The 24,794-nt window shown below is 38.8% G+C and carries 26 protein-coding genes; 6 read left to right on the forward strand and 20 right to left on the reverse strand.

The genetic code is table 11. The annotated features are described in order from the left end of the window. The first annotated feature begins 57 nt into the window (after positions 1-57). Positions 58-777 (forward strand): tRNA (N6-threonylcarbamoyladenosine(37)-N6)-methyltransferase TrmO, encoded by a 720-nt coding sequence (gene tsaA, locus C3V42_RS02100; RefSeq protein ID WP_106013485.1) that lies wholly within the window; start codon positions 58-60, stop codon positions 775-777. A 237-nt stretch (positions 778-1,014) separates the two neighbouring features. On the opposite strand, the gene fabG is transcribed toward tsaA, so the two are convergent. The 7 genes from fabG to C3V42_RS02145 all read right to left on the reverse strand — a co-directional run bounded on the left by fabG (position 1,015) and on the right by C3V42_RS02145 (position 7,625). Next, complete coding sequence (fabG, locus tag C3V42_RS02105) at positions 1,015-1,743, reverse strand: 3-oxoacyl-ACP reductase FabG (RefSeq protein ID WP_065264473.1); 729 nt, start codon at positions 1,741-1,743, stop codon at positions 1,015-1,017. Positions 1,744-1,755: 12 nt separating this feature from the next. Continuing rightward, positions 1,756-2,694, reverse strand: coding sequence for an ACP S-malonyltransferase (gene fabD / locus C3V42_RS02110; protein WP_106013486.1), 939 nt, complete (start codon positions 2,692-2,694; stop codon positions 1,756-1,758). A gap of 627 nt (positions 2,695-3,321) precedes the next feature. Beyond that, positions 3,322-4,272 carry a beta-ketoacyl-ACP synthase III gene (locus tag C3V42_RS02125; RefSeq protein ID WP_106013488.1) on the reverse strand — a complete coding sequence of 317 codons (951 nt, stop codon included), beginning with the start codon at positions 4,270-4,272 and terminating at the stop codon, positions 3,322-3,324. Between the two features lie 160 nt (positions 4,273-4,432). Then, on the reverse strand, positions 4,433-4,603 hold the full coding sequence (gene rpmF / locus C3V42_RS02130) for a 50S ribosomal protein L32 (protein WP_005544470.1): 171 nt from the start codon (positions 4,601-4,603) through the stop codon (positions 4,433-4,435). A gap of 22 nt (positions 4,604-4,625) precedes the next feature. Then, positions 4,626-5,150, reverse strand: a complete 525-nt coding sequence (gene yceD / locus C3V42_RS02135) for a 23S rRNA accumulation protein YceD (protein ID WP_106013489.1) — start codon at positions 5,148-5,150, stop codon at positions 4,626-4,628. A gap of 89 nt (positions 5,151-5,239) precedes the next feature. After that, entirely contained in the window at positions 5,240-6,616 is a 1,377-nt protein-coding gene (locus C3V42_RS02140) for a rhodanese-like domain-containing protein (protein ID WP_106013490.1), read from the reverse strand. A 13-nt stretch (positions 6,617-6,629) separates the two neighbouring features. Next, a complete protein-coding gene (locus C3V42_RS02145; protein WP_106013491.1) occupies positions 6,630-7,625 on the reverse strand; it encodes a YeeE/YedE family protein in 996 nt (331 codons plus the stop codon). A gap of 142 nt (positions 7,626-7,767) precedes the next feature. Between C3V42_RS02145 and asd the strand changes: the two genes are divergently transcribed. The 4 genes from asd (at position 7,768) to yedF (ending at position 10,996) form a co-directional block, all read left to right on the forward strand. Beyond that, positions 7,768-8,637 carry an archaetidylserine decarboxylase gene (gene asd, locus C3V42_RS02150; protein ID WP_032803387.1) on the forward strand — a complete coding sequence of 290 codons (870 nt, stop codon included), beginning with the start codon at positions 7,768-7,770 and terminating at the stop codon, positions 8,635-8,637. 24 nt (positions 8,638-8,661) lie between these two features. Continuing rightward, positions 8,662-9,285, forward strand: coding sequence for an FKBP-type peptidyl-prolyl cis-trans isomerase (locus tag C3V42_RS02155; RefSeq protein WP_106013492.1), 624 nt, complete (start codon positions 8,662-8,664; stop codon positions 9,283-9,285). Between the two features lie 203 nt (positions 9,286-9,488). Then, entirely contained in the window at positions 9,489-10,709 is a 1,221-nt protein-coding gene (gene yedE, locus C3V42_RS02160) for a selenium metabolism membrane protein YedE/FdhT (RefSeq protein WP_106013493.1), read from the forward strand. A 17-nt stretch (positions 10,710-10,726) separates the two neighbouring features. After that, positions 10,727-10,996 carry a sulfurtransferase-like selenium metabolism protein YedF gene (gene yedF, locus C3V42_RS02165; RefSeq protein ID WP_005627337.1) on the forward strand — a complete coding sequence of 90 codons (270 nt, stop codon included), beginning with the start codon at positions 10,727-10,729 and terminating at the stop codon, positions 10,994-10,996. Positions 10,997-11,043: 47 nt separating this feature from the next. Here yedF and C3V42_RS02170 read toward each other — a convergent pair whose 3' ends face one another. The 13 genes from C3V42_RS02170 to radC form a co-directional block, all read right to left on the reverse strand. After that, the gene (locus C3V42_RS02170) at positions 11,044-12,135 is read right to left on the reverse strand and encodes a 5-methyltetrahydropteroyltriglutamate--homocysteine S-methyltransferase (RefSeq protein ID WP_106013494.1); all 1,092 of its coding nucleotides are present in this window, start codon (positions 12,133-12,135) and stop codon (positions 11,044-11,046) included. 59 nt (positions 12,136-12,194) lie between these two features. Then, positions 12,195-13,400: an NAD(P)/FAD-dependent oxidoreductase gene (locus tag C3V42_RS02175; protein ID WP_106013495.1), complete on the reverse strand. Its 1,206-nt coding sequence runs from the start codon at positions 13,398-13,400 to the stop codon at positions 12,195-12,197. Positions 13,401-13,405: 5 nt separating this feature from the next. Next, positions 13,406-14,554, reverse strand: a complete 1,149-nt coding sequence (gene nrfF, locus C3V42_RS02180; RefSeq protein WP_065264464.1) for a heme lyase NrfEFG subunit NrfF — start codon at positions 14,552-14,554, stop codon at positions 13,406-13,408. After that, the gene (locus tag C3V42_RS02185) at positions 14,551-15,081 is read right to left on the reverse strand and encodes a DsbE family thiol:disulfide interchange protein (RefSeq protein ID WP_065264463.1); all 531 of its coding nucleotides are present in this window, start codon (positions 15,079-15,081) and stop codon (positions 14,551-14,553) included. Before C3V42_RS02185 ends, nrfF begins: the two co-directional genes overlap by 4 nt. Further along, complete coding sequence (gene nrfE / locus C3V42_RS02190; RefSeq protein ID WP_106013496.1) at positions 15,081-16,988, reverse strand: heme lyase NrfEFG subunit NrfE; 1,908 nt, start codon at positions 16,986-16,988, stop codon at positions 15,081-15,083. Before nrfE ends, C3V42_RS02185 begins: the two co-directional genes overlap by 1 nt. 97 nt (positions 16,989-17,085) lie before the next feature. Continuing rightward, positions 17,086-18,051: a cytochrome c nitrite reductase subunit NrfD gene (nrfD, locus tag C3V42_RS02195; RefSeq protein WP_048954236.1), complete on the reverse strand. Its 966-nt coding sequence runs from the start codon at positions 18,049-18,051 to the stop codon at positions 17,086-17,088. Next, complete coding sequence (nrfC, locus tag C3V42_RS02200; protein WP_046939769.1) at positions 18,048-18,725, reverse strand: cytochrome c nitrite reductase Fe-S protein; 678 nt, start codon at positions 18,723-18,725, stop codon at positions 18,048-18,050. The genes nrfD and nrfC overlap by 4 nt, the downstream gene beginning before the upstream one ends. After that, positions 18,722-19,372 (reverse strand): cytochrome c nitrite reductase pentaheme subunit, encoded by a 651-nt coding sequence (nrfB, locus tag C3V42_RS02205; protein WP_106013497.1) that lies wholly within the window; start codon positions 19,370-19,372, stop codon positions 18,722-18,724. The genes nrfC and nrfB overlap by 4 nt, the downstream gene beginning before the upstream one ends. A gap of 76 nt (positions 19,373-19,448) precedes the next feature. Further along, entirely contained in the window at positions 19,449-20,975 is a 1,527-nt protein-coding gene (gene nrfA, locus C3V42_RS02210) for an ammonia-forming nitrite reductase cytochrome c552 subunit (protein ID WP_048954238.1), read from the reverse strand. A gap of 248 nt (positions 20,976-21,223) precedes the next feature. Continuing rightward, positions 21,224-22,036, reverse strand: a complete 813-nt coding sequence (gene mutM, locus C3V42_RS02215; RefSeq protein WP_106013498.1) for a DNA-formamidopyrimidine glycosylase — start codon at positions 22,034-22,036, stop codon at positions 21,224-21,226. Between the two features lie 71 nt (positions 22,037-22,107). Then, positions 22,108-22,278: a 50S ribosomal protein L33 gene (gene rpmG / locus C3V42_RS02220; RefSeq protein WP_005613503.1), complete on the reverse strand. Its 171-nt coding sequence runs from the start codon at positions 22,276-22,278 to the stop codon at positions 22,108-22,110. Between the two features lie 11 nt (positions 22,279-22,289). After that, positions 22,290-22,526: a 50S ribosomal protein L28 gene (gene rpmB, locus C3V42_RS02225; protein WP_005542826.1), complete on the reverse strand. Its 237-nt coding sequence runs from the start codon at positions 22,524-22,526 to the stop codon at positions 22,290-22,292. A 213-nt stretch (positions 22,527-22,739) separates the two neighbouring features. Beyond that, complete coding sequence (radC, locus tag C3V42_RS02230; protein WP_106013499.1) at positions 22,740-23,405, reverse strand: DNA repair protein RadC; 666 nt, start codon at positions 23,403-23,405, stop codon at positions 22,740-22,742. Positions 23,406-23,568: 163 nt separating this feature from the next. Between radC and coaBC the strand changes: the two genes are divergently transcribed. Beyond that, positions 23,569-24,771, forward strand: coding sequence for a bifunctional phosphopantothenoylcysteine decarboxylase/phosphopantothenate--cysteine ligase CoaBC (gene coaBC / locus C3V42_RS02235; RefSeq protein ID WP_106013500.1), 1,203 nt, complete (start codon positions 23,569-23,571; stop codon positions 24,769-24,771). Positions 24,772-24,794 lie beyond the last annotated feature (23 nt).

The raw sequence follows: 24,794 nt of genomic DNA on the forward strand, positions 1-24,794 counted from the left end.
TTTGACCGCACTTTTGATTACAATAGGCCGCGTATTCTACACTAAGACACCCAATTTATGAATGATTTAACCTTATCGCCTATCGCCATTATCCACACACCTTATAAAGAAAAATTCTCCGTACCACGCCAACCTAATTTAGTTGAAGACGGTGTAGGCATCGTAGAACTCTTACCGCCTTATAATTCGCCTGAAGCCGTACGAGGATTGGAACAATTCAGTCACCTTTGGTTAATTTTTCAGTTCGACCAAATCCAACAAGGAAAATGGCAACCCACCGTACGCCCTCCACGGTTAGGCGGTAATCAACGAGTTGGCGTGTTTGCTTCACGCGCAACGCACCGCCCAAATCCTCTCGGTTTATCCAAAGTCGAATTACGTCAAGTAGAATGTATCAACGGTAACGTTTTTCTCCATTTAGGTGCGGTAGATTTAGTGGATGGCACGCCCATTTTCGATATCAAACCCTATATTGCCTATGCGGATAGTGAGCCAAATGCGCAATCGAGCTTTGCCCAAGAAAAGCCATCAGCAAAACTGACAGTTGAATTTACCGAACAAGCCAAAAGTGCGGTAAAAAAACGAGAAGAAAAACGACCGCACTTAAGTCGTTTCATTCGCCAAGTGCTAGAGCAAGATCCGCGTCCAGCCTACCAACAAGGTAAACCGAGTGATCGTATTTATGGAATGAGTTTGTACGAGTTTAATGTCAAATGGAGACTCAAAACCGGAACAATAGATTGCGTAGAAGTAATTAACATTGAATTTTGTGGATAGATTTCAACCATCGAATATGATGATATTTTATCCACATTCTCTTAAAAAATAGATATACTAACTTCCTTGTAAGCTATTTGTTATGTTAACCAAGTCACATTGCTCAAGTAAAAAAACACCGCCAAGTGCGGTGTTTTTATCATGAGTTTTAGTTATTTCATAAAAGGAGCACGCTATATGAATCCACTTACATACTTATGATAAATAAATTAGCATACTTACCGATCTATTAATAAATTAACTAAGATACAATCCACCATTTACATGCAACGTTGTGCCTGTAATGTAAGCCGCATCATCAGAAGCTAAGAAACCAACGGCTTTAGCAATATCTTTCGCTTCGCCTAAACGACCAGCAGGAACATTAGATAAAATACCCGCTTTTTGTTCATCAGTAAGCACTTCTGTCATATCTGTTGCAATAAAACCTGGTGCAACCACATTTACAGTAATACCACGTGCAGCCACTTCTTTCGCTAAAGATTTAGAAAAACCAATCACACCCGCTTTTGCTGCACAATAGTTAGTTTGTCCAGGATTACCCATTGAACCCACCACTGAACCAATATTGATGATACGACCAAAACGTTTTTTCATCATTGAACGTAACATCGCTTTAGAAAGATGATACACTGAAGTTAAGTTAGTTTGCATAATATCAAACCACTCATCATCTTTCATACGCATCAATAAATTATCGCGAGTAATACCTGCGTTATTCACGAGAATATCAATATCGCCAAAATCATTTTTAATTTGTTCAAGTACAGTTTCAATAGATTCTTTATCTGTGACGTTTAAAACTAAACCTTTACCTTTATCCCCTAAATATGCAGAAATCGCCTCTGCACCTTTTTCAGATGTTGCAGTACCAATTACAAATGCACCTTTTGAACTAAGTTCTTCTGCAATCGCACGACCGATACCACGAGTAGCTCCTGTCACTAAAGCAATTTTACCTTGCATTTTTTCTTCCTTTTACGCTAAAAATTCTTCTACAACATTGAATGATGCAACATCATTTACAGATATTGCTTGTAAATCACCCACAATGCGTTTGGTTAAACCATTTAATACTTTACCTGGTCCCACCTCAACAAGCGCTTGAACACCATCTTGCGCCATTTTTTCAACTGTTTCAGTCCAACGAACTGGGCTATATAACTGACGAACAAGTGCGGTACGAATTTCTGCACCTTCAGTTTCCGCTTTCACATCAACGTTATTTAATACCGATGTTGTTGGTGTATTAATTTGAATATTTTCAAGTGTTACCGCTAATTGCTCGGCTGCTGGTTTCATTAATGCACAATGAGAAGGCACGCTCACAGCTAACGGCAATGAGCGCTTAGCGCCGGCTTCTTTACATAATGCAGCCGCACGCTCAACTGCAGCTTTCGCGCCAGCGATAACGACTTGGCCTGGTGAGTTGAAGTTCACAGCAGATACGACTTCGCCTTCCTCTGCTTGTTTACAAGCATTAATAATTGCTTCATTATCCAAACCAATAATCGCATACATTGCGCCTGTACCTTCAGGCACAGCTTGTTGCATTAATTTTCCGCGCAATTCAACTAATTTAATCGCATCTTGGAAATCCAACACGCCAGCACAAACTAACGCAGAATACTCACCTAAGCTATGGCCTGCCATTACTTCTGGTTTTAATTGAGGAAATTTTTCTTGCCATACGCGATAAATAGCTACTGAAGCGGCCAAAAGTGCGGGCTGAGTTTGCCATGTTTTATTAAGTTCTTCAGCAGGACCTTGTTGAACAAGATGCCATAAATCATAACCAAGCGCATCAGATGCTTGTTTAAATGTTTCAGTAACGATTAGATATTCAGTTGCAAGATCAGCAAGCATACCGACAGTTTGGGAGCCTTGGCCTGGGAAGACCATTGCAAATTTTTTCATTATGTTTTGTCCTATTGTTTTTTAATTGAGAATTCTTCTTCGGTAATTAAAATCGGGTTTCGCCGATGGCGACTTACTTTTTCTTTGCCTCGCCAAAGAAAAAGTAAGCAAAAAGAAAAGCGCCCCTGCTTTTCCTTATTTCCTTTGTTCCATTGAATTTGCTTAACGGAAGTTTTCTGAACTCGCTACGCTCAAACAGGCGAAAATTTCCTACAAATTCAATTCCACAAAGGTGGAAAAGAAGGGAACCCAACTTGTTCTTTCTCCTATTTAAAGTGCGATCAAAACTCAAAATATTTTTTGTTCTTAAAATGAATTCAAAATTAACCGCACTTTTTAAATAATGCTCCGATAAATTCGGGGCCCCATATAAATCGCCTTTGCGACTTTCAATTTTTAGGCAATTTGCGTCTGTTTGAGCGTAGCGAGTTCAGCAAATTGCCGTTTAGAAAATTGAAACAAAGCAAAGAACAGCGATTTAACTGGGGCGTGTTTTCTTTGCCTACTTTCTTTTACACGTGTAAAAGAAAGTAGGTCGCCATCAGGCAAAACCTGACAACAAAATACCAAAAGTGCGGTCAAAATTAACCGCACTTTTTAAACCACTTACATATTCTAACAAACTAATTAGAAGCGTACTAATGCTGAACCCCAAGTCCAACCACCGCCAAAGGCTTCTAATAATAGTAATTGCCCATGTTGAATACGGCCATCTCGAACAGCCTCATCTAAGGCAACAGGCACAGTTGCTGCACTGTTGTTAGCGTATTTATCTAACGTTACCACCACTTGCGACATATCCATTTCTAATTTTTTAGCTGTCGCTGTAATAATACGTAAATTTGCTTGGTGTGGCACAAGCCAGTCTAAATCTTTTTTATCTAAATTATTTTCTAAAAGTGTTTCTTCCACCACATTTGAAAGTTCACGAACTGCCAATTTGAACGTTTCATTACCTTGCATCTCAATATATCCAGATTTTTCTATACCACGTTCTGGCTGAGCTAAAACAAGAGCATTATTTTTATCTGCTGAAGCATGTAAATGAGTAGAAATAATCCCTTCTTGTTCACTCGCGTCAAGAATGACCGCTCCCGCACCATCACCAAATAGTACAACAGTGCTGCGATCAGTTTCATCTAATTTTCTAGAATTAAGATCTGAGCCTATCACTAAGGCTTTTTTCACCTTGCCGGCACGAATAAATTGATCTGCTACGCTCAATGCATAGATAAAGCCTGTACAAGCTGCGGCTAAATCAAAAGAAATCGCATCATCAATATTTAATAACCCTTGTACTTGGCACGCTGCACTTGGATAAGCGTGTGAATTACTTGTAGTTGCAACAATAATCAGTTCAATATCTTGAGGATTAATTTGAGCAGCCTCGATCGCATTTTTTGCCGCTTCAAAACCCATTGTTGCAACAGTTTCATCTGCCGCCGCGATACGACGTTCACGAATACCGGAACGAGTGACAATCCATTCATCTGATGTATCAACCATTTTTTCCAATTCCGCATTTGTGCGGATGTAGCTTGGTAAATAACTACCAGTAGATAAAATTCTGCTATTCATACTCAATAAGATAAGCGATTAAAAAAGGGAAAAATCGAGACACCGGATTATTTTCCGATGTTAAAAGAAATGTAGAGATAGTAATACGGGGACCAATGTCCCCGCCCATCACATCTAACGCCAAGGTTAGACGAGTCAAGTGAATACCTATAAGTAAAAATTACTTATTGATCACTTTACGACCACGGTAGTAACCGTCTGCAGTTACGTGGTGGCGTAAGTGAGTTTCACCGCTTGCTTTATCCACTGATACTGCAGCAGTAGTTAACGCATCGTGTGAACGACGCATGTCACGACGTGAACGAGATTTTTTATTTTGTTGAACAGCCATTGGCCATACTCCTAAATTTAATTTACTTTTGCTTTAAATTAGCTAATACAGCGAACGGGTTCGGTTTTTTTGCCAACTCATCAGGCAATTCGCCAAAAACCTGTTCCTGCGCGGACACTTCACAGTGTTCAGATAAATGCATTGGTACAAGCGGTAAAGCTAAAATTAGCTCATCTTCCACCGTGCCAATTAAATCTATTTCGCCAAACTCATTGAACTCGATTGGCTCATAAATTTCCGGCAATACATCAGCTTGATCCCAATTAGCCACTGGACTATAAGTAAACTCACATTCCAATGTTTGTTTGTAAGGTTCGTTACAACGCTGACATTCTAATTCGACATCAACGTGTACTTTACCTTTCATCACCACTAATTTTTGTGGATCAATATAAAACGATAATGTTACCTGTGCATCGCTGAGCACGTTTACCACTGATTCTGTCAAACGCTCAAGCTGATTAGCGGCATAATAGCCAACATAATCAAGCCGTCTCTGAGCATCTTTTACCGGATCAACGGTTAGGGGTAGTTTTACCTTTTGCATAGGGCGTGAATATTACCCGTTGTTGCGAAGATAGTCAAAGGGAAATCACGTTTTTTATGTAAGAAAACTCGTAATTTTCCCCCACTCAATTAACTTTTACAGGAATTGCCTTTTTTCATCACTTTACCAAAATCATTTTTCGAATCCGGTTTTGTCATATTATTTGGCGCACCTTTTTGTACAGGATAAACAGAATCCATTTGCCATTGATTCCAGCCACCATCATAAATCAAAGTATCTTTCCAGCCGGCTAATTGAGTCATAAACCAAGGTACGCCGGCTCGCCAGCCTGTACCACAATAAAAGGCTAATTTATTACCTTTTTCGATACCTTGAGTTTTCCACAAAGCAAAAATTTCATTTGGGTTACGCAACGTGCCATCTGGATCATAAAAATCAGCCATATTGGAAGAATCAGTGCCAGCAAAGCCCCAAATTGCTCCTTGCGGTTCACCTTTGCCCGGAATGTAATCGTAGCCGCTCACTTTGCCAGTATATTCATCCCAAGCACGGTTGCTAATGAGTTTTAATCCATTTTGTTGTGCCAACATAATTTCCTTCGGCGTTTCAATATCAATCGCAGGATTTGCTGGAATTGTTGCACCAAAATGAGTTTCAGGTATTGGTGTATTCACTGTGGTTTCTGTTGGTAAATTGGCATCCATCCAAGTAGAAAGATTGCCATTTAATACGCGCACATCTTTCACACCAGCCCATTTTAAAGCCCAAAATACGCGATAGGCAGCCAATTGATTATCTGAATACAAAATAATAGTTTTATCCGCCGTAATACCATTTTTCAACAAGTTTTGCTCAATCACTTCCGGCGATGATAAATTCCAAATCGGGCCATTTTCGATCCAATCTGTATCAAAATGATAAGCGCCAATAATGTGTTGTACATAGCCTTGGGATTTTTCTAACGGTCCCCAAGACACTTCAAAAATCGCAAATTTATCATTGTCGTAAGTTTCTGGTTTTTCGCCTTTCAGCACAGAATTAATCCATTCCGGAGAAACGCTATATTGGAAATTTTGAAAATGTTCTAATGGATAATCTGCATTAGCGTAACTGATAAAATCATTAAATACGCGAGTTTTATAGCCTTTTGCGGCGAAATCAGCACTAATGCAAGCTAAATTATCCAGATTAGAATCATAAAATACCAAGGTTTTATCCTTAGTAATCCCCTTGCCTGCTGCAAAAGATTCAAATTTATCTGGTGCAATGGAATCTAGCCATGAGCAAGAAAACTGCACAGCGTTAGGAATATGTCCACCACGCGTCGTATTTTTATCTTTGAAACCGTTGTAAAGACTATCTTGGCGAGAATCAATAATCACATAATTCGGATTATTCAAATTATCCAGAAGTTCTTTTGTTTCAATAGTTTTTACTTGATTGTCATCACAAGCTGCAAGTGCAAATACAATGCCAATACCTAATAAAGAGCGGTTAAATTTCATTGAGTTTCTCCTTTTATCTTTTCACGAACAATCTATTACCAATCCAACACCCTAATAAAATAAAGCCTGTGGCAAGCCAGCCTTGCCAAGAAAAATAGGCGGTTGCCACTAAGGAATTTGTCACTGTGCAGCCACCGGCTAATGCTGCGCCTAAGCCCATTAAAACGCCTCCTAAAATACGTCGTAAGGCTTCTTTTGGCTGAGGCATTCTGAGATTAAAATCACCACTAAGTTTTGCCATTAAAAATGATCCCAATGGAATCCCAAGCACAAACAAACTTCCCCAGTTTAAATAACGTTGCTGACCGATGACTAAATATTGCACCACATTAGCCGAAGGCACAGAAATACCATAGCCAAAATTGCGTCCGGCCTTAGCACTAAAATACCAAGCGACAACACCCAACAAACCGATTAATAACGCCCCCAAATAAGAATTCCAACTACGCTTAAAAGTGCGGTCAAAAAATGAAAGATTTGAAAGATTTTCTTGGGAAGCAATTTTTTCACGGCGAGAAAACAGAATCAGCGTGGCGATAATTAAAATCGCAACCAACCACCAAGGAGAAATGGAGAATGTTAAATAAATATTATTCCATTGTGTGGTTTGTTGGGTTAATCCGCCAATGAATTGACGAAGGCTGCCAGTTTGTGTTGAAGCCATTGTGAGCGCAAAAGCAAACAGAGCAAGTAAACTGCCTAACGCCCCTTCAGCACTGCGAAACCAAGCTCCGCTCCCACAACAATTACTTAACACCATACCAATGCCAAATAATAATCCACCTAAAATACTGGCAAGCACAGGCAACTGAGATGTAGGAATTTTGATGAGTTCAAATTCAGCCAGCGTAAAAAGTCCGATAGATTGCACACTGACAGCAATTAAAAGTGCGGTAAAAAAACGGAAGTTTTTTTCAAATAAAAAACGACGAAAACCAGAAACAAAACAGAATTGTGTACGTTGAAGTAGAATGCCGAAAGCTATTCCAATAAATAAGCCGCTAAACATAGATTAAACCTTAATACTGATGGCGGAAATGAATTGCTGATATTAAAACATAATTGTTCTGTAGCTGTCATTATTTAAATAGTTGGAAGAATAAAAAAAATTGCTATAATCACGCCTCTTTTTTTAACAAGGAAAGATAATGATGACTTCAAATTCTTATTGGCAACGCTTGAAAGTGGCATTTCAATATGTCATGCCGCAAATTTATTTAACTCAAATTGCAGGCTGGTTTGCTAAACAAAAATGGGGTGTGCTAACCCATGTTGTAATTAAAGCTTTTGCGAAAAAATACAACATTGATATGAGCATTGCGCAAAAAGAACAATTTTCTGATTACGCAAGTTTTAATGAATTTTTTATTCGTCCGTTAAAAGAAAACGCGCGTCCAATTAATCAAAATCCTACCGCACTTTGTTTACCAGCAGACGGTCGCATTAGCGAGTGCGGTCATATTGACGATAATCTTTTATTGCAAGCTAAAGGGCATTTTTTCAGCCTAGAAGACTTACTGGCAGAAGATAAAGAATTAGTGGAAACCTTTAAAAATGGTGAATTTGCCACTACTTATCTTTCTCCTCGTGATTATCACCGAGTACATATGCCGTGCGATGGTACGCTACGCAAAATGATTTATGTGCCAGGTGATTTATTCTCTGTAAACCCATTTTTAGCCCAACATGTACCAAATTTATTTGCGCGTAATGAACGTGTGATTTGTGTTTTTGATACTGAATTTGGCACCATGGTACAAATTTTAGTCGGTGCAACCATCACTGCAAGTATTGGCACAACTTGGGCGGGCGTAATTAATCCACCGCGCCACAACGAAGTGAAAACTTGGACTTATGAAGGCGAAAGTGCGGTCAAATTATTGAAAGGTCAAGAAATGGGTTGGTTCCAACTTGGTTCGACAGTAATTAATTTATTCCAAGCAAATCAAGTCCGTTTAGCTGATCATTTAAGCGTCAACGAACCTGTTCGCATGGGCGAAATCTTGGCATATAAAAAATAATTTTTAATGAAAGGAAAACATCAAATGAATTTTGAACAAGTAAAATTAGAAAGCGTTTCTGAAAAAGGTAGCTACGGGATTGGTTTGCAAATTGGCCAACAATTAGCCGATAGCCAAATGGAAATCACTGTTGAAGCTGTAGCGAAAGGGATTTTTGATGCATTAAATCATAACCAGCCAGCATTAGACATCAATGACTTAATGCATTCGGTTCAAGCACTTCAACAACAAGCAGCTGAAGCACAACAAGCGCAATTTAAAGCAATCGAAGAAGAAGGCAAAAAATTCTTAGAAGAAAATGCGAAAAAAGCGGGCGTAAACGTAACCGACAGCGGTTTGCAATACGAAATCATAACTGAAGGCAATGGCTCAAAACCAGCTGCAACAGATAAAGTGCAAGTACACTACACTGGTACATTACCAGATGGCACTGTATTCGACAGCTCTGTTGCTCGTGGCACACCAGCTGAATTCCCTGTAAATGGTGTAATCCGTGGTTGGGTTGAAGCATTACAAATGATGCCTGTGGGTTCTAAATGGAAACTCACTATTCCACACGAACTTGCTTATGGTGAACGTGGCGCTGGCGCATCAATTCCGCCATTCTCCACACTCGTATTTGAAGTAGAATTATTAGATATTCTTTAATCGAAAAATACGATACCAATAAAGGCAAAGTCATAAAGATTTTGCCTTTATTGTTAAAATAATGTTATTATTTTATCCGACAAATTTCATTTGTCTTATATCGCAAGTTTTGTGTATAGGAAAATGGGCACTTCTTTTTTCACTGCATTCATTATTTATACCTTTCTTGCAAATCTTTCTTTTCAATAAATTTAGGTTATCTTATGAAAGAGATTTGGCTACAATTTAAACAAAATTACTTAATTAAATACTGGAATCCGATTGTCGCAGTGACTGCAGCAGGTTTGCTTTCCGCTTATTACTTTGGGATAACAGGCACTTATTGGGCTGTGACAGGGGAATTTACTCGATGGGGAGGACATGCATTACAAGCATTAGGCGTTGATGTATCTGAATGGAGCTACTACAAAATCATAGGAATGCAAGGTAACATCTTCTCACGTGTTGATGGTGTCATGATCTTAGGCATGTTTGCAGGTTGTATTTCTGCAGCACTTTGGGCAAATAATGTAAAATGGCGCAACCAACCACATAAACGTCGGATTGTTCAAGCTTTAATTGGCGGTGCATTAGCAGGATTTGGCGCACGTTTAGCAATGGGATGTAATTTAGCTTCACTTTTTACAGGTATTCCACAATTTTCGGTACACGCTTGGTTCTTCACTATCGCAACTGCAATAGGTACTTATGCGGGTGTAAAAGTCACATTACTACCAATATTTCGCGTTAAATTAGAACTGAAAAAAGGCGCAGCGAAAATAAAAGAAACAGATCCTAAACAAGCACAACGCCGTTTCTGGATTGGTATGGTTATATTTTTTGCTTATCTTATTGCTTCACTTTATGTAATGACTCAATCTATTAAGCTTGGTTTTGCTATGCTTTGTGGTTTGGCTTTCGGGTTATTAATTGAACGTGCTCAAATTTGTTTTACCTCAGCTTTCCGGGACTTATGGGTAACTGGGCGTGCTTATATGGCAAAAGCGATTATTTTTGGAATATTAGTGGGCACCATTGGTGTATTTAGCTACATTCAACTTGGCGTCTCGCCTAAGATTATGTGGGCTGGTCCCAATGCGATTATTGGCGGTTTATTATTCGGCTTTGGTATTGTACTCGCTGGTGGTTGTGAAACTGGTTGGATGTATCGCTCAATGGAAGGTCAAGTACACTTTATGTGGGTTGGCTTAGGTAACGTAGTCGGTTCAACTTATCTCGCCTATGTTTGGGATGATATCGCTCCTGTTTTAGCACTTGATTACGAAAAACTTAATTTACTAAAATCTTTCGGGCCCGTAGGTGGCTTACTTGTGAATTACGGTTTATTAATTTTATGTTTAATTGCCGTAGTCTGGTGGGAACGTCGTTTCTTAGCCAAAGCAAAATCTCAAATAACCGCACAAACTGGCTGTGGATGTAATTAATCAAAAGGAGCATAATCATGGCATTTACTATTGTTCAAAAATTAGATAAAGATCCAAAAGACATTTCACCCGATTATACATTAGATACGTTAGGCGAACCCTGCCCTTACCCCGCTATTGTAATGTTAGAAACCATGCCACAATTACAAAAAGGTGAAATTTTAGAACTATTAAGCGATTGCGCACAATCTATCAACAACATTCCTATTGATACTAAAAATCATGGCTATACACTGCTAAGTGTAGAGCAAGATGGAACAAAATTACGTTACTTAATTCAGCGTTAAAAAATGGCTCCATAAGGAGCCATTTATTATCTACCCATAAAATCAAATTAATCTTCGCCCCAAACCTCTTTAGCGATTTCTTCAACGTGACGCACTTTTGCCCATTGTTGGGATTCAGTCATAATATTGCCTTCCTCTGTAGAGGCAAAACCACATTGAGGGCTTAAACAAAGCTGTTCGAGAGGCACGTATTTTGCAGCTTCGGCAATGCGTGATTTAATTACATCTTTATCTTCTAAATCAGGAAATTTAGAACTCACCAAACCAAGTACAACGCGACCTTTATGTGGATTTTGTGCAAAATATTTTAATGGCTCAAAACCACCTGAACGATCATCATCATATTCCAAGAAATATCCATCATAATTAGTCTTAGCAAATAATGCATCTGCTACTGGATCATAAGCACCACTTAATAAATATGTTGAACGGAAATTACCACGGCAAACATGCGTTGTAATCACCATATCAGCAGGCTTATCTGCCAATACCACTTGAATATTCTCAAGTGCTTGAGCTTTATCTGCCTCAAATTCAGGTTTTAAGTGGTTATTACAGAGTGAACCCCAGTAAACATCATCAAATTGTAAATAACGGCAGCCAGCATGATAAAAAGCTTTAATTGCTTCTTTATAAGCCTGTTGAACATCTTTAGCAAATTCTTCGCGTGTAGCATAAATGCCCGTATCCCACTGGATAGGATACATTAATTGATTGGGACTAGGGATGGTATATTTAACTATACCGCGATCACCTACAATAGCATTCAATTTCTTAAAATGTTCAATAAATGGATGATTTGGATTCCAAGAAACCTTTCCACAACAACGTGTATTATAAGGTTTCGTTTCAACACCATTAAATTTATAGCCATGTTCAGGGTGATAACCTTCAATACCATTTAATTCTTCTAGAAAATCAATGTGCCAAAATGCACGACGATACTCACCGTCAGTGATAATTTGAATACCCGCATCTAACTGAGCTTGGACTAACTTTGTAATTTCTTGATCTTCAATCTCAGTTAATTGTTCACGAGAAATTTCACCTGATGCAAATTTTAAACGGGCCTCTTTTAATACTTGTGAACGTAAATAAGAGCCGACTGTGTCTGCATGTAATGGGAGGATTTTTGACATTTTACTTCCTTATTTTATGATTTAATGAAAAGAATTCTAACGTATTTTCAACATCCCTTCTACTTTTCACTAATTCCTTGTGAACAAGCATAAGCCGAGCTCCACGCCCATTGGAAATTATAGCCACCGAGCCAGCCTGTCACATCCAGCACTTCACCAATAAAATACAAACCGCTGACTTGGTTACTTTCCATCGTTTTAGAAGAGATCACTTTGGTGTCCACACCGCCCATTGTCACTTCAGCCGTACGATAGCCCGCTGTACCATTAGGAGTGAATTGCCAGTGATGAATAAAATCCACCAGATTTTTTACCCGCACTTTACTGATGTTAGCGATAACTTCATCTTGCACAATGCCTTGTTCAATCCAAAGCTCGACCAATTTTTTCGGAAGTAATCGAACCAAGATGGTTTTCAACATTTGTTTTGGTGAATGTTGTTTTGCTTGATTAATTTCCTCTTCCACATTGTGGTTCGGTAATAAATCGATTTCCACTGACTCAGTGGGCTGCCAATAATTGGAAATTTGCAATACCGCAGGGCCTGAAATACCACGGTGAGTAAACAAAAGCTGGTTATGAAAAGATTTTCCGCTCTGCGCAGTGATCGTGACTGGCAAGCTAATACCTGAAAGTGCGGTTAAAAATTTATCTGTTTCTTGATAAGTAAAAGGCACCAAACTCGCGCGTGGAGGAATAACAGGAATGCCAAATTGTTCCGCGATTTGATAGCCAAATGGCGTTGCACCAAGCCCTGGCATAGAAAGCCCACCTGTGGCGACAATCAAATTTTTACATTGCCATTGGGTTGAATTTACCTGTAAAACAAACCGCACTTTTTCATCATTTTGAATCCGTTCAACTTGAGAAACTTCGCTACGCAATAAAATCTTAGCACCATATTTATCGCATTCAGATTTCAGCATTTCAACGATTTGTTCTGCGCCATCATCGCAAAATAATTGCCCCAATTCCTTTTCGTGATAAGCAATCCCCTGCTCCGCCACTAAGGAAATAAAATCCCAATTGGTATAACGGGCCAGTGCCGATTTAACGAAATGAGGATTTTGTGAAAGGTAATGAGCAGGCGTAACCTCTAAATTGGTGAAATTACAAAACCCGCCGCCCGACATCAAAATCTTACGTCCGATTTTTTTGCCGTTGTCGAAAACTGTCACTGACTTGCCTAATTTAGCTAACTGTGCTGCGCAAAATAATCCAGCCGCACCTGCACCAATAATAATATTTTCAGAATATTGGCTCACGGATTTTACCCTTTTTCACCACGTTGTAAAAAATCTAACATCTTCATTCGTTGAATAACAGAACGACGATCCACTGCCGCATTACCAGAATCTAATAATTGTTGTAAATAGGCACTGGCTTGCTGATATTGACGATTTTCTAAGGCAATTGTCGCCAACAAAGAAAGGCTAGATACTTCATTTTTATCTTTTGTCAACGCTTCATTCAAAAGTTGTTCTACTTTTGGAGTCACTTGCTGACCTGCTTGATAATAAAGTGCAGTGGCAGCCAAGCCTAAAATATTAGGTTTACTTCCTGATATTTTTTCTGCATTAGAATAAGCCACAAGCGCACTATCAAATTCATTATTCTGCACATAGGCTTCCCCAAGTTGAAGCCAAGTTTCCGCATTATTCGGATCAGTTCTCAGTTTATTTTGGATCTTCTCAATCACATTTTCATTTTTGTGTTCATCATTCATTTCAACATTTTGATTATGTTGCTCAATCATCGATTGCTCGCCTTGTTGAACACGACTAAAACGATCAAGAGAAAAATAATAAGCGGTTGGAATAGCAATTAATAAAAAGAAAATCACAAAAGAAAGTTTGTGATTACTTTTCCCGAAAAAATAAGTCTTTTGTTCCTTTTGCTTAGGATCTGAATAAGGCTCAGAATTAACAGAAAAATATCGCTGTTCTTTTTCCAATGCACTTCCCTGCTCGACTGAAGATAAAGCCGATTTTTTTCTATTTGAGAAATAAAGCAATGCGGCCGCTAAAATTAAAAGAGCGACTGGCAACAGCCATAACAACGCTGTATTCCATTTGAATGGCGGTTTGTAATTCACAAAATCACCAAATCTAGCCGTCATTTGATCGATAATTTGCTGATTGCTTTTGCCCTCATCCACCATTTTGTACACTTCAAGACGCAAGTCATAAGCAATTGGAGAATTAGATTCCACCAAATTTTGGTTTTGACATTGTGGGCAGCGTAAAGATTTTGCCAATTCTACGGCGCGAGTACGATCATCTTGATTTTGGAATTGATAGGTATCCACCATTTCCGCTTGTACGAATAAGGAAAATGCGAATAAAAGTGCGGTTGCAAAAAAGGCTGTTTTTTGAACCTGAATAAAACCGCGAGTAAAAATATCTAATATGCTTTTCATTTGTTCTTCAATGCTTCAATTTTTGGCAAAAATACCGTTTGCCAAGTTTCTTTATCCAGTAAACCTGAATGGCGATAACGAATCATACCATTTTCATCCACAAGATAAGTTTCTGGCGCACCATCTACGCCCAATTTTAATCCCAATTCCCCATGACTATCATCAATGGTTAAGACGAACGGATTGCCCATTCGTTTAAGCATTTCAATGCCATTTTGAGGATTGTCGCGATAATCTACACCCACAATAGGGAACGTTTTTGCAATCTCAATTAACAGAGGATGTTCTTCCTTGCAATAACCACACCAACTGCCCCACACATTTAATAAAAATGGCTGTTTAGGAAAATCTTTCGGGCTTACGATTTGTGATGGCTTATGTAAATTATCCTGATAAAACTCTGGAACAGGTTTATCAATTAAAGCCGACGCAATTTTTTTCGGATCTTGATTTAATCCAGCAATTAATAATACACACACGCCTAAAAGCACAAAGAGCGGTGCAAAAAAGATAAGTTTTTTGTTCATTATTTTTCCTGTTTTCTGCGTAATCCGAAAACGCTACAAAGTGCGCCAAACGCCATTAAAATACCGCCAGCCCAAAGCCAACGAATCAGTGGTTTATAGTGTAAGCGGAAAGTAAATTCCCCTTTGCCGAGAGAATCGCCCATCACAATATATAAATCGCCCCAAAAACCGCCATCAAGCCCCACTTCACTCATTGTCATGGTTCGCACATCGTAATAACGGCGCTCTGGGATAATTTCTGCATAAGGTTTGCCATTTTCAGTCACATCAAAAAAGGCGACTTCTGCCGTAAAGTTTGGCCCGATTTCATTAGAAAATTGACGATAGTGAAATTCATATTGCCCCAATTTTTGACTTTGTTGCGGTGCTAAACGCACACCAATTTCACTGCCAAAATAACCACTCATTACCGCACCGATAGTCACAATCGCCACGCCACAATGCGCTAAAATCATACCAAATTGAGACAAACGAATTTGTCGCCAATTTTGCCATAAAGTGACGAATAAAAGCCAAATCGCAAGAGTTAATAACACAAAGGCGAAAGCATGGAAATGTAATGCAGAATTATTGCGTAGCTGTTGCCAAATCATCAAGCCAGCAAGAATTAAAGACGGAATAAGCAACCATACGCAACGTACCAATAATGTGTGATCAAATTGCGCCCGACGGATGGTAAGGGAAACCACCATTAGGATTAAAATCACCGTAATAATTGGGAAGAAAATACTATTAAAATAAGGACTTCCCACCGAAATTGATCCCCAATTCATCGCTTGGAATAACATCGGGTAAAAGGTGCCTAAAAAGGTAGAAACAGTTGCAATGGTCAGCAAAATATTCAGTAATAAAATGCCACCCAATTTAGAAACGAACTGAAATTTCATCGCACTTTCTGATGAACTGCCCGCACGCAAAGCGAATAATCCAAAGGCTAACACCGTCAAAACAAAGAAAATTAATAACAACACATAACCGCGCGTGTTATCCAATGCAAAAGCATGCACAGAAGTGAGTGCGCCAGAACGAACAATAAAAGTGCCTAATACGCTAAAGGCAAAAGCAAGCAAAGAAAAAAGCGTTGTCCAATAACTAAATACGCCTTGTTTTTCCGTTGCCATTAAACTGTGTAATAACGCCAAACCAAGCAACCAAGGCATTAAAGACGCATTTTCTACGGGATCCCAGAACCACCAACCGCCCCAGCCGAGCTCGTAATATGCCCACCAAGCACCAAGCACAATGCCAATGGTTAAAAACAACCAAGAAACCAACACCCAGCCACGCATTGAGCGTGCAATTTGTCGTGCTGACTGGTTATAAATTAACGTACTTAAGCTCATTACAAAATTCACCGCAAAACCCACATAACCAACATACAACAAAGGCGGATGGAAAATTAATCCCACATCTTGCAACATTGGATTGAGATCGCGCCCTTCTGCCGGCGCAGGGAAAATGCGTCCAAACGGATTAGAATAAAATAAGATAAACACCGCAAAACCAAAACAAATCAATCCCAATAAAGATAAAGATTGAGCGGAAAAAGTGCGGTCATTTTTTCGATTAAAAAAAGCAAAAGCAGCAAGCCATAAACTCAATGAAAATAACCAAAACAACATTGAACCTTCATGCCCGCCCCAAGTGGCAGCCACTTTAAAAAATGTAGGCAATTGGGAATTAGAATGTGCCGCTACATATTCAAGGGTGAAATCATCCACCGCAAAAGAATATGATAATAAACCGATGGAAAGTGTCGTGCTTATAGTAAAAATGTATGATAGTGGCCACGCAGAATTAATAAGAGTTGTATTCTTTTTTAACAAACCAAGTTGTGGAACAATAACGAGCAAAAGCGCGGCCGTCGTTGCGAGGAGTAATAAGTAAAATCCAAGTTCTGGGAGCATAAAATATTATTCTTTGTTAATTAACGTCAGGATGTCTTCTGACAAATAAAAAGAAAGGCGCATATTATTACGCCTTTCCTCTAAATACAATTTTAATTTACGCGACTGTTAATTGCCCTGCATACAATATAAAGAATCGTAAACAAAATACCCCAATTAAGTCAAAAATTGATACTAAGATAATAAAGTTACGATTATATTTTAAGCGGTCATTCACAAACATATTGGCAATTAATGGGATCAAGATACCAATAAAGAATACCCCAATCCAGAACACGGCTCCCCAAAAACCAGATAATGCATTATGTAATGCAACTGTTTTTTGTCCACCACCAAAATGTAAGCCAACGAAGAAACACACAAGCAAACCAAGCTCTGTCACCATAATTGGTACTTCAAATTTATGGATGAAGTGCGATTCATGAGAATCTCCTTTTAATTTTCCTGCAATCAAGATAATTAAGAAGGTTGCGGCAATACCAGATGATGTACCAGAGGCTAAGAACAATGCAGGTAATACAGGATTATTCAACATTGGATAGCTAATTAATGCAGAAAGCAAGAAACCAGTGTATGCGCCAAGCACTGCAGCCAATATGAAAAGAATAACTTCAACTGGACTGACAATGCGTTCTACAATACCGATGAGTTTTATCACAAATTGTAGTTTTGGCATAAAGCGATTAATTAATACTTCGATTTCTTTTTTGAAAATCACCACACCCCAAATTACTAAAAACAACATATAAATTTGGAATAGCATGACCCCCATCGACATTACGGAGTTAAATTGATAGTTAAACATCAATTTCCAGAATGTCCAAGGTCTTGCTAAGTGGAAAACTAATAGCGTTAAACCAATTAATGTTGGCACAGATCCCAAAATCACACCGGATCGAATAATCCAATTTTGACTTGGATTCATTAATTTATTACTACGTTTATAAGCAATTGCCAGCTGCACCGCACCAGATGAGATCCCCAATAAAAACAAGTAGATCGCAATGGTAGAATCCCACACTAGATTAGGCGTATGAAATGGAACTGGATAATCTAATGTCATCTTCTAGGCTCCCCATGTTGGAATGGAATATGATACAAGTTTGGTTGTGTACCTAACTCCACTTTAGTGCGATAAACCGGTTTTTCTTTCACTTTACGTGAAACTGCACTCATCGGGTCATTCATATCCCCAAAAGTTAATGCTTTGGTTGGACAAGCTTCCACACAAGCCGGTTGTTTACCATTAGCTAAATTTGTATCACGGCAGAAGTTACATTTATCTGCGGTACGATGTACTGGATGAATAAAACGTACACGATATGGGCAAACTGCTATACAGTATTGGCAGCCTACGCATAAATCTTTATGTACATCTACAATACCAGTCTCTTTATCAATAAAAGATGCGCCAGTTGGACAAACTGCTACGCAAGGTGCGTTTGTACAATGTTGGCAAGATTGACGGAAGAACTCATATTCCTGATTTGGAAATTCACCGTAAGGTTCACTGCGTAGAATCTCTAAGCGAGAAACGCCTTCTGGCACTTGGTTTACATCACGGCATGCATCCATACAGGCTGTACAGCCGATACACGAATTTTCATCGTGTACCATTGCGTAACGTTTAGGTTTATCCGCCTTGTCTTCTTTCGCAAAAGAAGGTAAAGATGTTCCCGTCATAAGGATCACTGCCCCCATGCCGGAAACAAAGTTTCGGCGTGAGCAGGCTGTCATTGTTTATCCTTTTGTTCGGTTAGTTTATCTTGTTCTGCTTTACGTTTTTGTTGTTCGCCATGGCAATCTACGCAAAGTTTAACGCGTTGTTTTGGTTGAATACCTTTCATTGCGTCTTCTTTAGGGTGAAGCGTATGACAACTTGCACAAGGTAATTTCATTGCGTGTACATCATGCGCCCATAGTTTTTCACGAAGTTTGTCAGGTTGGTGACAAGCAAAACAAACTTGGTTTTGTTCTTGAACTGAATACATCGGTTTTTTATTACCGAAAATATCCCCTTCAAAACGCATAACATCTTTAGCACCACGACGGTGATTTTCAGAAACGTTACCGTGACAGCTTACACAAGTAATTGCTTTACCGTTATTTGGATTTTTCTTATCTAAGTGCGCACCATGGAATTTACCAAAGTGGAGTTCGCCACCAGACTGATCTACAGTTTGGTTTTTATCTACTTTGTCGAATTTATGGCATTTAGCACAATATTGATTAGGATCACGTTGGTTATCTAATTGCGGCTCATAAGTAAAGTGATCCGCAGGTTTTTGTGCATCATCAGCATGAGCCAAAAATGGCGTTGCTACAAATGCCGCACTTAACGCTAACGCTTTTGCAGATTTGTTGATTAAAGAAGTTAAATTCATTTGGGTTACCTCAAATTTGACCTTGAAAATCACCGCACTTTCTAGTTTGCACTTAAAAGTGCGGTGGATTTTTCATTTATTTTTGTGCTGGTGGATCAACTAATAAGCCTTTTTCTTTAGCTTGTTGTTCCCATTGTGGTACCACAGTTTTTAAGAATTCTTCTTTAGCTTTGCGTTCTTTTTCAATATCAATACCCATTACTTTCCACGCTTTATCAGCTGTTGAAATATCTGGGATTTGAACTGGAGTTTTCACACCGTGTTTAGTTAAGATTGCTGCAAGTTTAGTACGAGCATCCGCTGCTTTATCTAAGCCAGAACCTAATACACGAAGCACTACTTCAGGTGCGTGCATATGACCACCGTGGCTTGCTGCAGCATAATCCCAACGCCATTGAGCATGACGAATATCCATTAATGCCGCTTCCATTTCTTCTTTAGTTGCACCTGCATCCCAAGCCGCTTTCGCTTCAAAGTGAGCTTTAACAACTTGCTCTTCTAAACGACCCATTACATCTTTCACTTCTTTTTTACGTGAAGTGACGATATCGCGTAATTTTTCTTTGCTTTGATCGTGACAGTTTGCACAAGTGCGGTCAAATGCATCGAATGGATTTTGGATTTGGTGATCAGTATAAACTTTACCGTCTTTACCTTGCACTTTTGGCATGTGACAGTCTACACAAGTTACACCATTTTTACCGTGCATACCTAAAGACCAAATTTCAAAGTCAGGGTGTTGAGCTTTTAACATTGGTGCTTTAGAAAGGCTATGAGTCCAGTCACTGAAACCAATTTCATCGTAATATTTTTCAATATCATCAACAGTTTGACCTTTATTCCAAGGGAAGGTTACTTGTTTGATATCGCCTGCGAAGTAGTATTCAACGTGACAGTTTGCACAGATTTCAGCGCGTTTTTCAGTACGAGCAGCCGTGTTGAAGCTTAAATTGTTATGTGGGCGACCTTCTGCTTTATCTTTTTCAGCAGTTGCTTTTTCTAAAGCGTCAAGCGCGCGTAATACGTGTGGACGAGCAATACGTAATGCTGGTTTTCCTTCAGCAAAATCTTTAGAGGTCGTATCGTGACAGTCAGCACAACCGATTGAGTTCACGATTTCTGGACCGCCTTTTGCCCATTTCGCATTGAAATAATCTTTTTCACCCCATTCCGCAATTAAACGTGGAACATCAGGGCCTTTACATGTCCAACATGCCATTGGTTGTGGACCATCATTTGCTGTTTTTGGTGCACCAGTACGTAGAATGCTACGAACATCAGTGACCGCATAAAAGTGACCACGCGGTGCATTGTATTCTTTTGCAAATGAATAACCGCCCCAAAGAACAATTAAGCGTGGATTTTCTTCATCGGCATAAATAATTTTTTCGCCGTTGCCGTTTGCAGTTGAACGCCAGCTGTTATATTGATTTGGATATTTTTCTGCAAATTTTTCATTTACAGATTCAATTTTCAAATCTGGTTTTACTGGTTCAACAGGTTGTTCTAATGGCTTATAAACCATATCAGCTACCGCTGAGTTAAATAAGCTTAAACTCGCGAAAGACGCTGCCACAATGAGGCTTTTTTTGAATGCGTTCACGATAATCACTCCATTTGTTGTAATAAAAAGGTTAGGTTAAATAGAAAGTTGAGAATTATTCTTAATACCACATAAAGTATGTGGATATAGATTCATTCGAGCGTAAAATAACAAAATAAAAAAGTTTTTCTACTGTCTCTGTAGAAAAACTTGAGATCGATCAAACTTATTTTTCAAAATACCAAAATATAGGTACAAACCCAATAAGAGTTAACTCTTTTTTGTTAAATTTTGAGAGGTTATACCTATTATTTTTTCTGACATCTAGAACAAAAAAAGCTATTTCTTTGTCCAATTACTAAACTTTCAATTTTTGTACCGCACTTCGGACAAGGTTTATCTTTATTGCCATATACCAATAATTCTTGTACAAAATAACCTGGGCGCCCATCTGGCTGTAAAAAATCTTTAAGTGTAGTTCCACCTTGAATAATGGCTTTTCTCAAAACATCTTTAATCGTATTCACTAAGGAAATACATTGATTGCGGGTCAAATTTTTAGCGAGTTTTAAGGGATGAATACCACAAATAAACAAACTTTCATTCGCATAAATATTTCCAACGCCCACCACCACAGCGTTATCCATCAAGAAGGTTTTAAGTGCGGTCGATTTTTGACGAGATTTTTTGAATAAATATTCGGCATTAAATTCATCAGAAAGCGGTTCAGGTCCTAGCTTTAAGAAAAGATGAAAGTCATCTAAATTCTCCGTCCACAACCATGCACCGAAACGACGAGGATCGTTATAACGTAATAATTTGCCATTGTTCATCACAATATCAATATGATCATGTTTATCTATTGCGCTATCCTGTGGCACAATTCGCACCGAACCTGACATGCCCAAATGCCCGATGATATAGCCTTTTTCCGTGTGAATAATCAAATATTTTGCTCGCCGAGTGAGATCGACAATTTTTACATGTTTAAGGGTTATCAATTCCTCTGATACAGTCCAGCGCAATTTGGGCTGGCGCACGACAACTTTCTCAATCGTAAAATTCTTAAGATAAGGGCTAATACCGCGTAGTGCAGTTTCGACTTCGGGAAGTTCCGGCATGATTTATTCCTTAATGAATTTGTGATACAAAAAAACCCGAACAATGTCGGGCTTTTTCTAAATAAGCAAAATTATTTGATTTTTGCTTCTTTATAGATAACGTGTTTACGCACTACTGGATCAAATTTTTTGATTTCCATTTTTTCAGGCATATTACGTTTGTTTTTATCAGTTGTGTAGAAGTGACCTGTCTCTGCAGTAGAAACTAAACGGATTTTCTCACGAGCGCCTTTAGCTGCCATTTTTTAGCTCCTTAGATTTTTTCGCCACGAGCACGGATTTCAGCTAATACTGCATCAATGCCTTTTTTATCAATAATACGCATACCTTTCGCAGTTAAACGTAAGGTTACGAAACGGTTTTCACTTTCAACCCAGAAACGGTGAGTGTGAAGGTTTGGAAGAAAACGACGACGTGTCGCATTCATCGCGTGTGAGCGGTTATTACCCACAGCTGGACGCTTGCCTGTTACTTGACAAACTCTAGACATAATAATCTCCAATAATTAAATATAAGCTCGAGCTTACGGTTCGGATTGTTTAAAGCCAGTTAAAACCAGCTTGCTACCTCGTCAGGTCGCGCTAATCCGACCCGCTTACTATATTAAAGGTCGCAAATTATACTGGCTTTGTTTTCATTTCTCAAGTGTAAATGCGATTTTCCTAGATGTAATCGGTAAAAAAATGGTCAACATTATAAAAATTTATAATAAAAAGTTCTCTGCAAAAGAATAGCAATCTGTTTTTCCGACAATTAAGTGATCAAGCACTCTGATTTCCATTAGTTCTGCAGACTCCTGAATTTTTTTAGTAATAAGCTGATCCGAATAACTCGGCTCCGTTATACCCGAAGGATGATTATGCGCCAAAATTAAAGCCGCCGCATTACAATAAAGTGCCTCTTTAATTATTTCCCGAGGATAAACCGCTGATACATTAATTGTACCTAAAAATAACCGCTCTTTTTTAATCAGACGATGTTGATTGTCCAAAAATAAAACCATAAACACTTCTCTTTCCTCATGTTGCAATTCAGTGAGTAAAAAAAGTTTTACCGTTTCAGGATCATTAATAATCGGTGTACTTAACATCTCTTGCTTTAAATAACGCTTGGTCATTTCCGTAGTCGCTTGCAGCTGAATAAATTGCGTAATGCCTAAGCCTTTTACGGAACAGAAGGCCTTTTCATCTGCAGAAAGTAACGCATGCAAAGAGCCAAAATGTGATAAGACATTTTTCGAAAGCTGAATGAGGGGGCAGCCTTTTATGCCAGTTCGTAAAAAGATCGCTAGCAATTCATAATCAGCGAGCGTTTCTACACCAAATTTAAGCAATTTTTCCCGTGGCATTAAATCATCATTGTTTTCCATAAAATATTAAACGCAAAATAGAAAAAATTTTGACCGCTCTTTTCTTGTTTTACGACTAACTTATACAAAGTCTGCGATATGTATCGTAAAAATAGCATTGGGCATTCAATAAAATTAAAGTAAAATAACTGAATTGTGGCTAAGTACTAACAAAGGTTGAAACATGAAATTAAACGGAAAGCATATTGTAGTTGGCATAACTGGCGGCATTGCTGCCTATAAAACAATAGAGTTGATTCGTTTATTACGCAAAGCAAAAGCTGAAGTACGTGTAGTATTAACCCCCGCTGCGGCAGAATTTGTTACGCCTTTAACGCTTCAAGCCATTTCAGGCAATGCTGTCGCACAATCTTTACTTGATCCACAAGCAGAGCTGGCAATGGGGCATATTGAGCTTGCCAAATGGGCCGATGCCATTATTATTGCGCCAGCTAGTGCAGACTTTATTGCCCGTCTTACTGTAGGCATGGCGAATGATTTACTTTCGACAATTTGCCTTGCGACTGAGGCGCCAATTTTTCTTGCCCCAGCAATGAATCAGCAGATGTATCGCCAATCCATTACTCAACAAAATTTAACGGCTCTTCAAACGCGTGGAATTGAGCTTATTGGCCCGAATAGTGGTTTTCAGGCTTGCGGCGATATGGGGAAAGGACGTATGTCAGAACCAGAGGAAATTTTTACCGCACTTTCTGACTTTTTCTCTCAAAAACAAGATCTACAGGGATTAAATGTCGCCATTACAGCAGGCCCAACGCGTGAGGCAATCGATCCTGTTCGTTATATTTCTAACCATAGTTCAGGGAAAATGGGATTTGCGATTGCTGAAGCATTTGCCGAACGTGGGGCGAACGTCACGCTAATTTCAGGGCCAGTGAATTTAACAACACCAAAAAATGTAAATAGAATTAATGTCATCTCAGCACAAGAAATGTGGCAAGTTTCTCTTGAAAGTGCGGTGAAAAATCAAATTTTTATTGGCTGTGCGGCTGTTGCTGATTACAGAGTAGCTGAAGTTGCTGACCAAAAAATTAAAAAATCTGGCGATGAAATATCTATCAAGTTAATTAAAAATCCCGATATTATCTCAGATGTAGGCCATTTAAAAACACATCGTCCTTTTACTGTTGGATTTGCGGCCGAAACCCAAAATGTTGATGATTATGCAAAAGATAAACTTGAACGCAAAAATCTTGATATGATTTGTGCCAACGATGTATCTGGCGGACAAGTTTTTAACGCTGATGAAAATGCCTTGCAGCTTTTCTGGAAAAATTGTCATAAAAAATTATCGCTAAAATCAAAAGTGGAACTTGCAGCTGATTTAGTTAATGAAATCATTGAACGCTATCAAAAAACCTTATAATTCCAACCGCACTTTTACCTAAA

Source organism: Haemophilus sp. oral taxon 036 (assembly GCF_002998595.1).
GTDB lineage: Bacteria > Pseudomonadota > Gammaproteobacteria > Enterobacterales > Pasteurellaceae > Haemophilus > Haemophilus haemolyticus_K.

Coding starts and splice junctions, on each gene's coding strand:
- radC (WP_106013499.1), bottom strand. CDS start 23,405: ATGGAAAACAATGATGATTTAATGCCACGGGAAAAATTGCTTAAATTT.
- rpmB (WP_005542826.1), bottom strand. CDS start 22,526: ATGTCTAGAGTTTGTCAAGTAACAGGCAAGCGTCCAGCTGTGGGTAAT.
- C3V42_RS02155 (WP_106013492.1), top strand. CDS start 8,662: ATGAATTTTGAACAAGTAAAATTAGAAAGCGTTTCTGAAAAAGGTAGC.
- yceD (WP_106013489.1), bottom strand. CDS start 5,150: ATGCAAAAGGTAAAACTACCCCTAACCGTTGATCCGGTAAAAGATGCT.
- yedF (WP_005627337.1), top strand. CDS start 10,727: ATGGCATTTACTATTGTTCAAAAATTAGATAAAGATCCAAAAGACATT.
- C3V42_RS02125 (WP_106013488.1), bottom strand. CDS start 4,272: ATGAATAGCAGAATTTTATCTACTGGTAGTTATTTACCAAGCTACATC.
- yedE (WP_106013493.1), top strand. CDS start 9,489: ATGAAAGAGATTTGGCTACAATTTAAACAAAATTACTTAATTAAATAC.
- C3V42_RS02185 (WP_065264463.1), bottom strand. CDS start 15,081: ATGAACAAAAAACTTATCTTTTTTGCACCGCTCTTTGTGCTTTTAGGC.
- fabD (WP_106013486.1), bottom strand. CDS start 2,694: ATGAAAAAATTTGCAATGGTCTTCCCAGGCCAAGGCTCCCAAACTGTC.
- rpmF (WP_005544470.1), bottom strand. CDS start 4,603: ATGGCTGTTCAACAAAATAAAAAATCTCGTTCACGTCGTGACATGCGT.
- nrfC (WP_046939769.1), bottom strand. CDS start 18,725: ATGACAGCCTGCTCACGCCGAAACTTTGTTTCCGGCATGGGGGCAGTG.
- mutM (WP_106013498.1), bottom strand. CDS start 22,036: ATGCCGGAACTTCCCGAAGTCGAAACTGCACTACGCGGTATTAGCCCT.
- tsaA (WP_106013485.1), top strand. CDS start 58: ATGAATGATTTAACCTTATCGCCTATCGCCATTATCCACACACCTTAT.
- nrfE (WP_106013496.1), bottom strand. CDS start 16,988: ATGCTCCCAGAACTTGGATTTTACTTATTACTCCTCGCAACGACGGCC.
- nrfB (WP_106013497.1), bottom strand. CDS start 19,372: ATGAATTTAACTTCTTTAATCAACAAATCTGCAAAAGCGTTAGCGTTA.
- C3V42_RS02170 (WP_106013494.1), bottom strand. CDS start 12,135: ATGTCAAAAATCCTCCCATTACATGCAGACACAGTCGGCTCTTATTTA.
- C3V42_RS02140 (WP_106013490.1), bottom strand. CDS start 6,616: ATGAAATTTAACCGCTCTTTATTAGGTATTGGCATTGTATTTGCACTT.
- asd (WP_032803387.1), top strand. CDS start 7,768: ATGACTTCAAATTCTTATTGGCAACGCTTGAAAGTGGCATTTCAATAT.
- fabG (WP_065264473.1), bottom strand. CDS start 1,743: ATGCAAGGTAAAATTGCTTTAGTGACAGGAGCTACTCGTGGTATCGGT.
- coaBC (WP_106013500.1), top strand. CDS start 23,569: ATGAAATTAAACGGAAAGCATATTGTAGTTGGCATAACTGGCGGCATT.
- nrfD (WP_048954236.1), bottom strand. CDS start 18,051: ATGACATTAGATTATCCAGTTCCATTTCATACGCCTAATCTAGTGTGG.
- nrfF (WP_065264464.1), bottom strand. CDS start 14,554: ATGAAAAGCATATTAGATATTTTTACTCGCGGTTTTATTCAGGTTCAA.
- rpmG (WP_005613503.1), bottom strand. CDS start 22,278: ATGGCAGCTAAAGGCGCTCGTGAGAAAATCCGTTTAGTTTCTACTGCA.
- C3V42_RS02145 (WP_106013491.1), bottom strand. CDS start 7,625: ATGTTTAGCGGCTTATTTATTGGAATAGCTTTCGGCATTCTACTTCAA.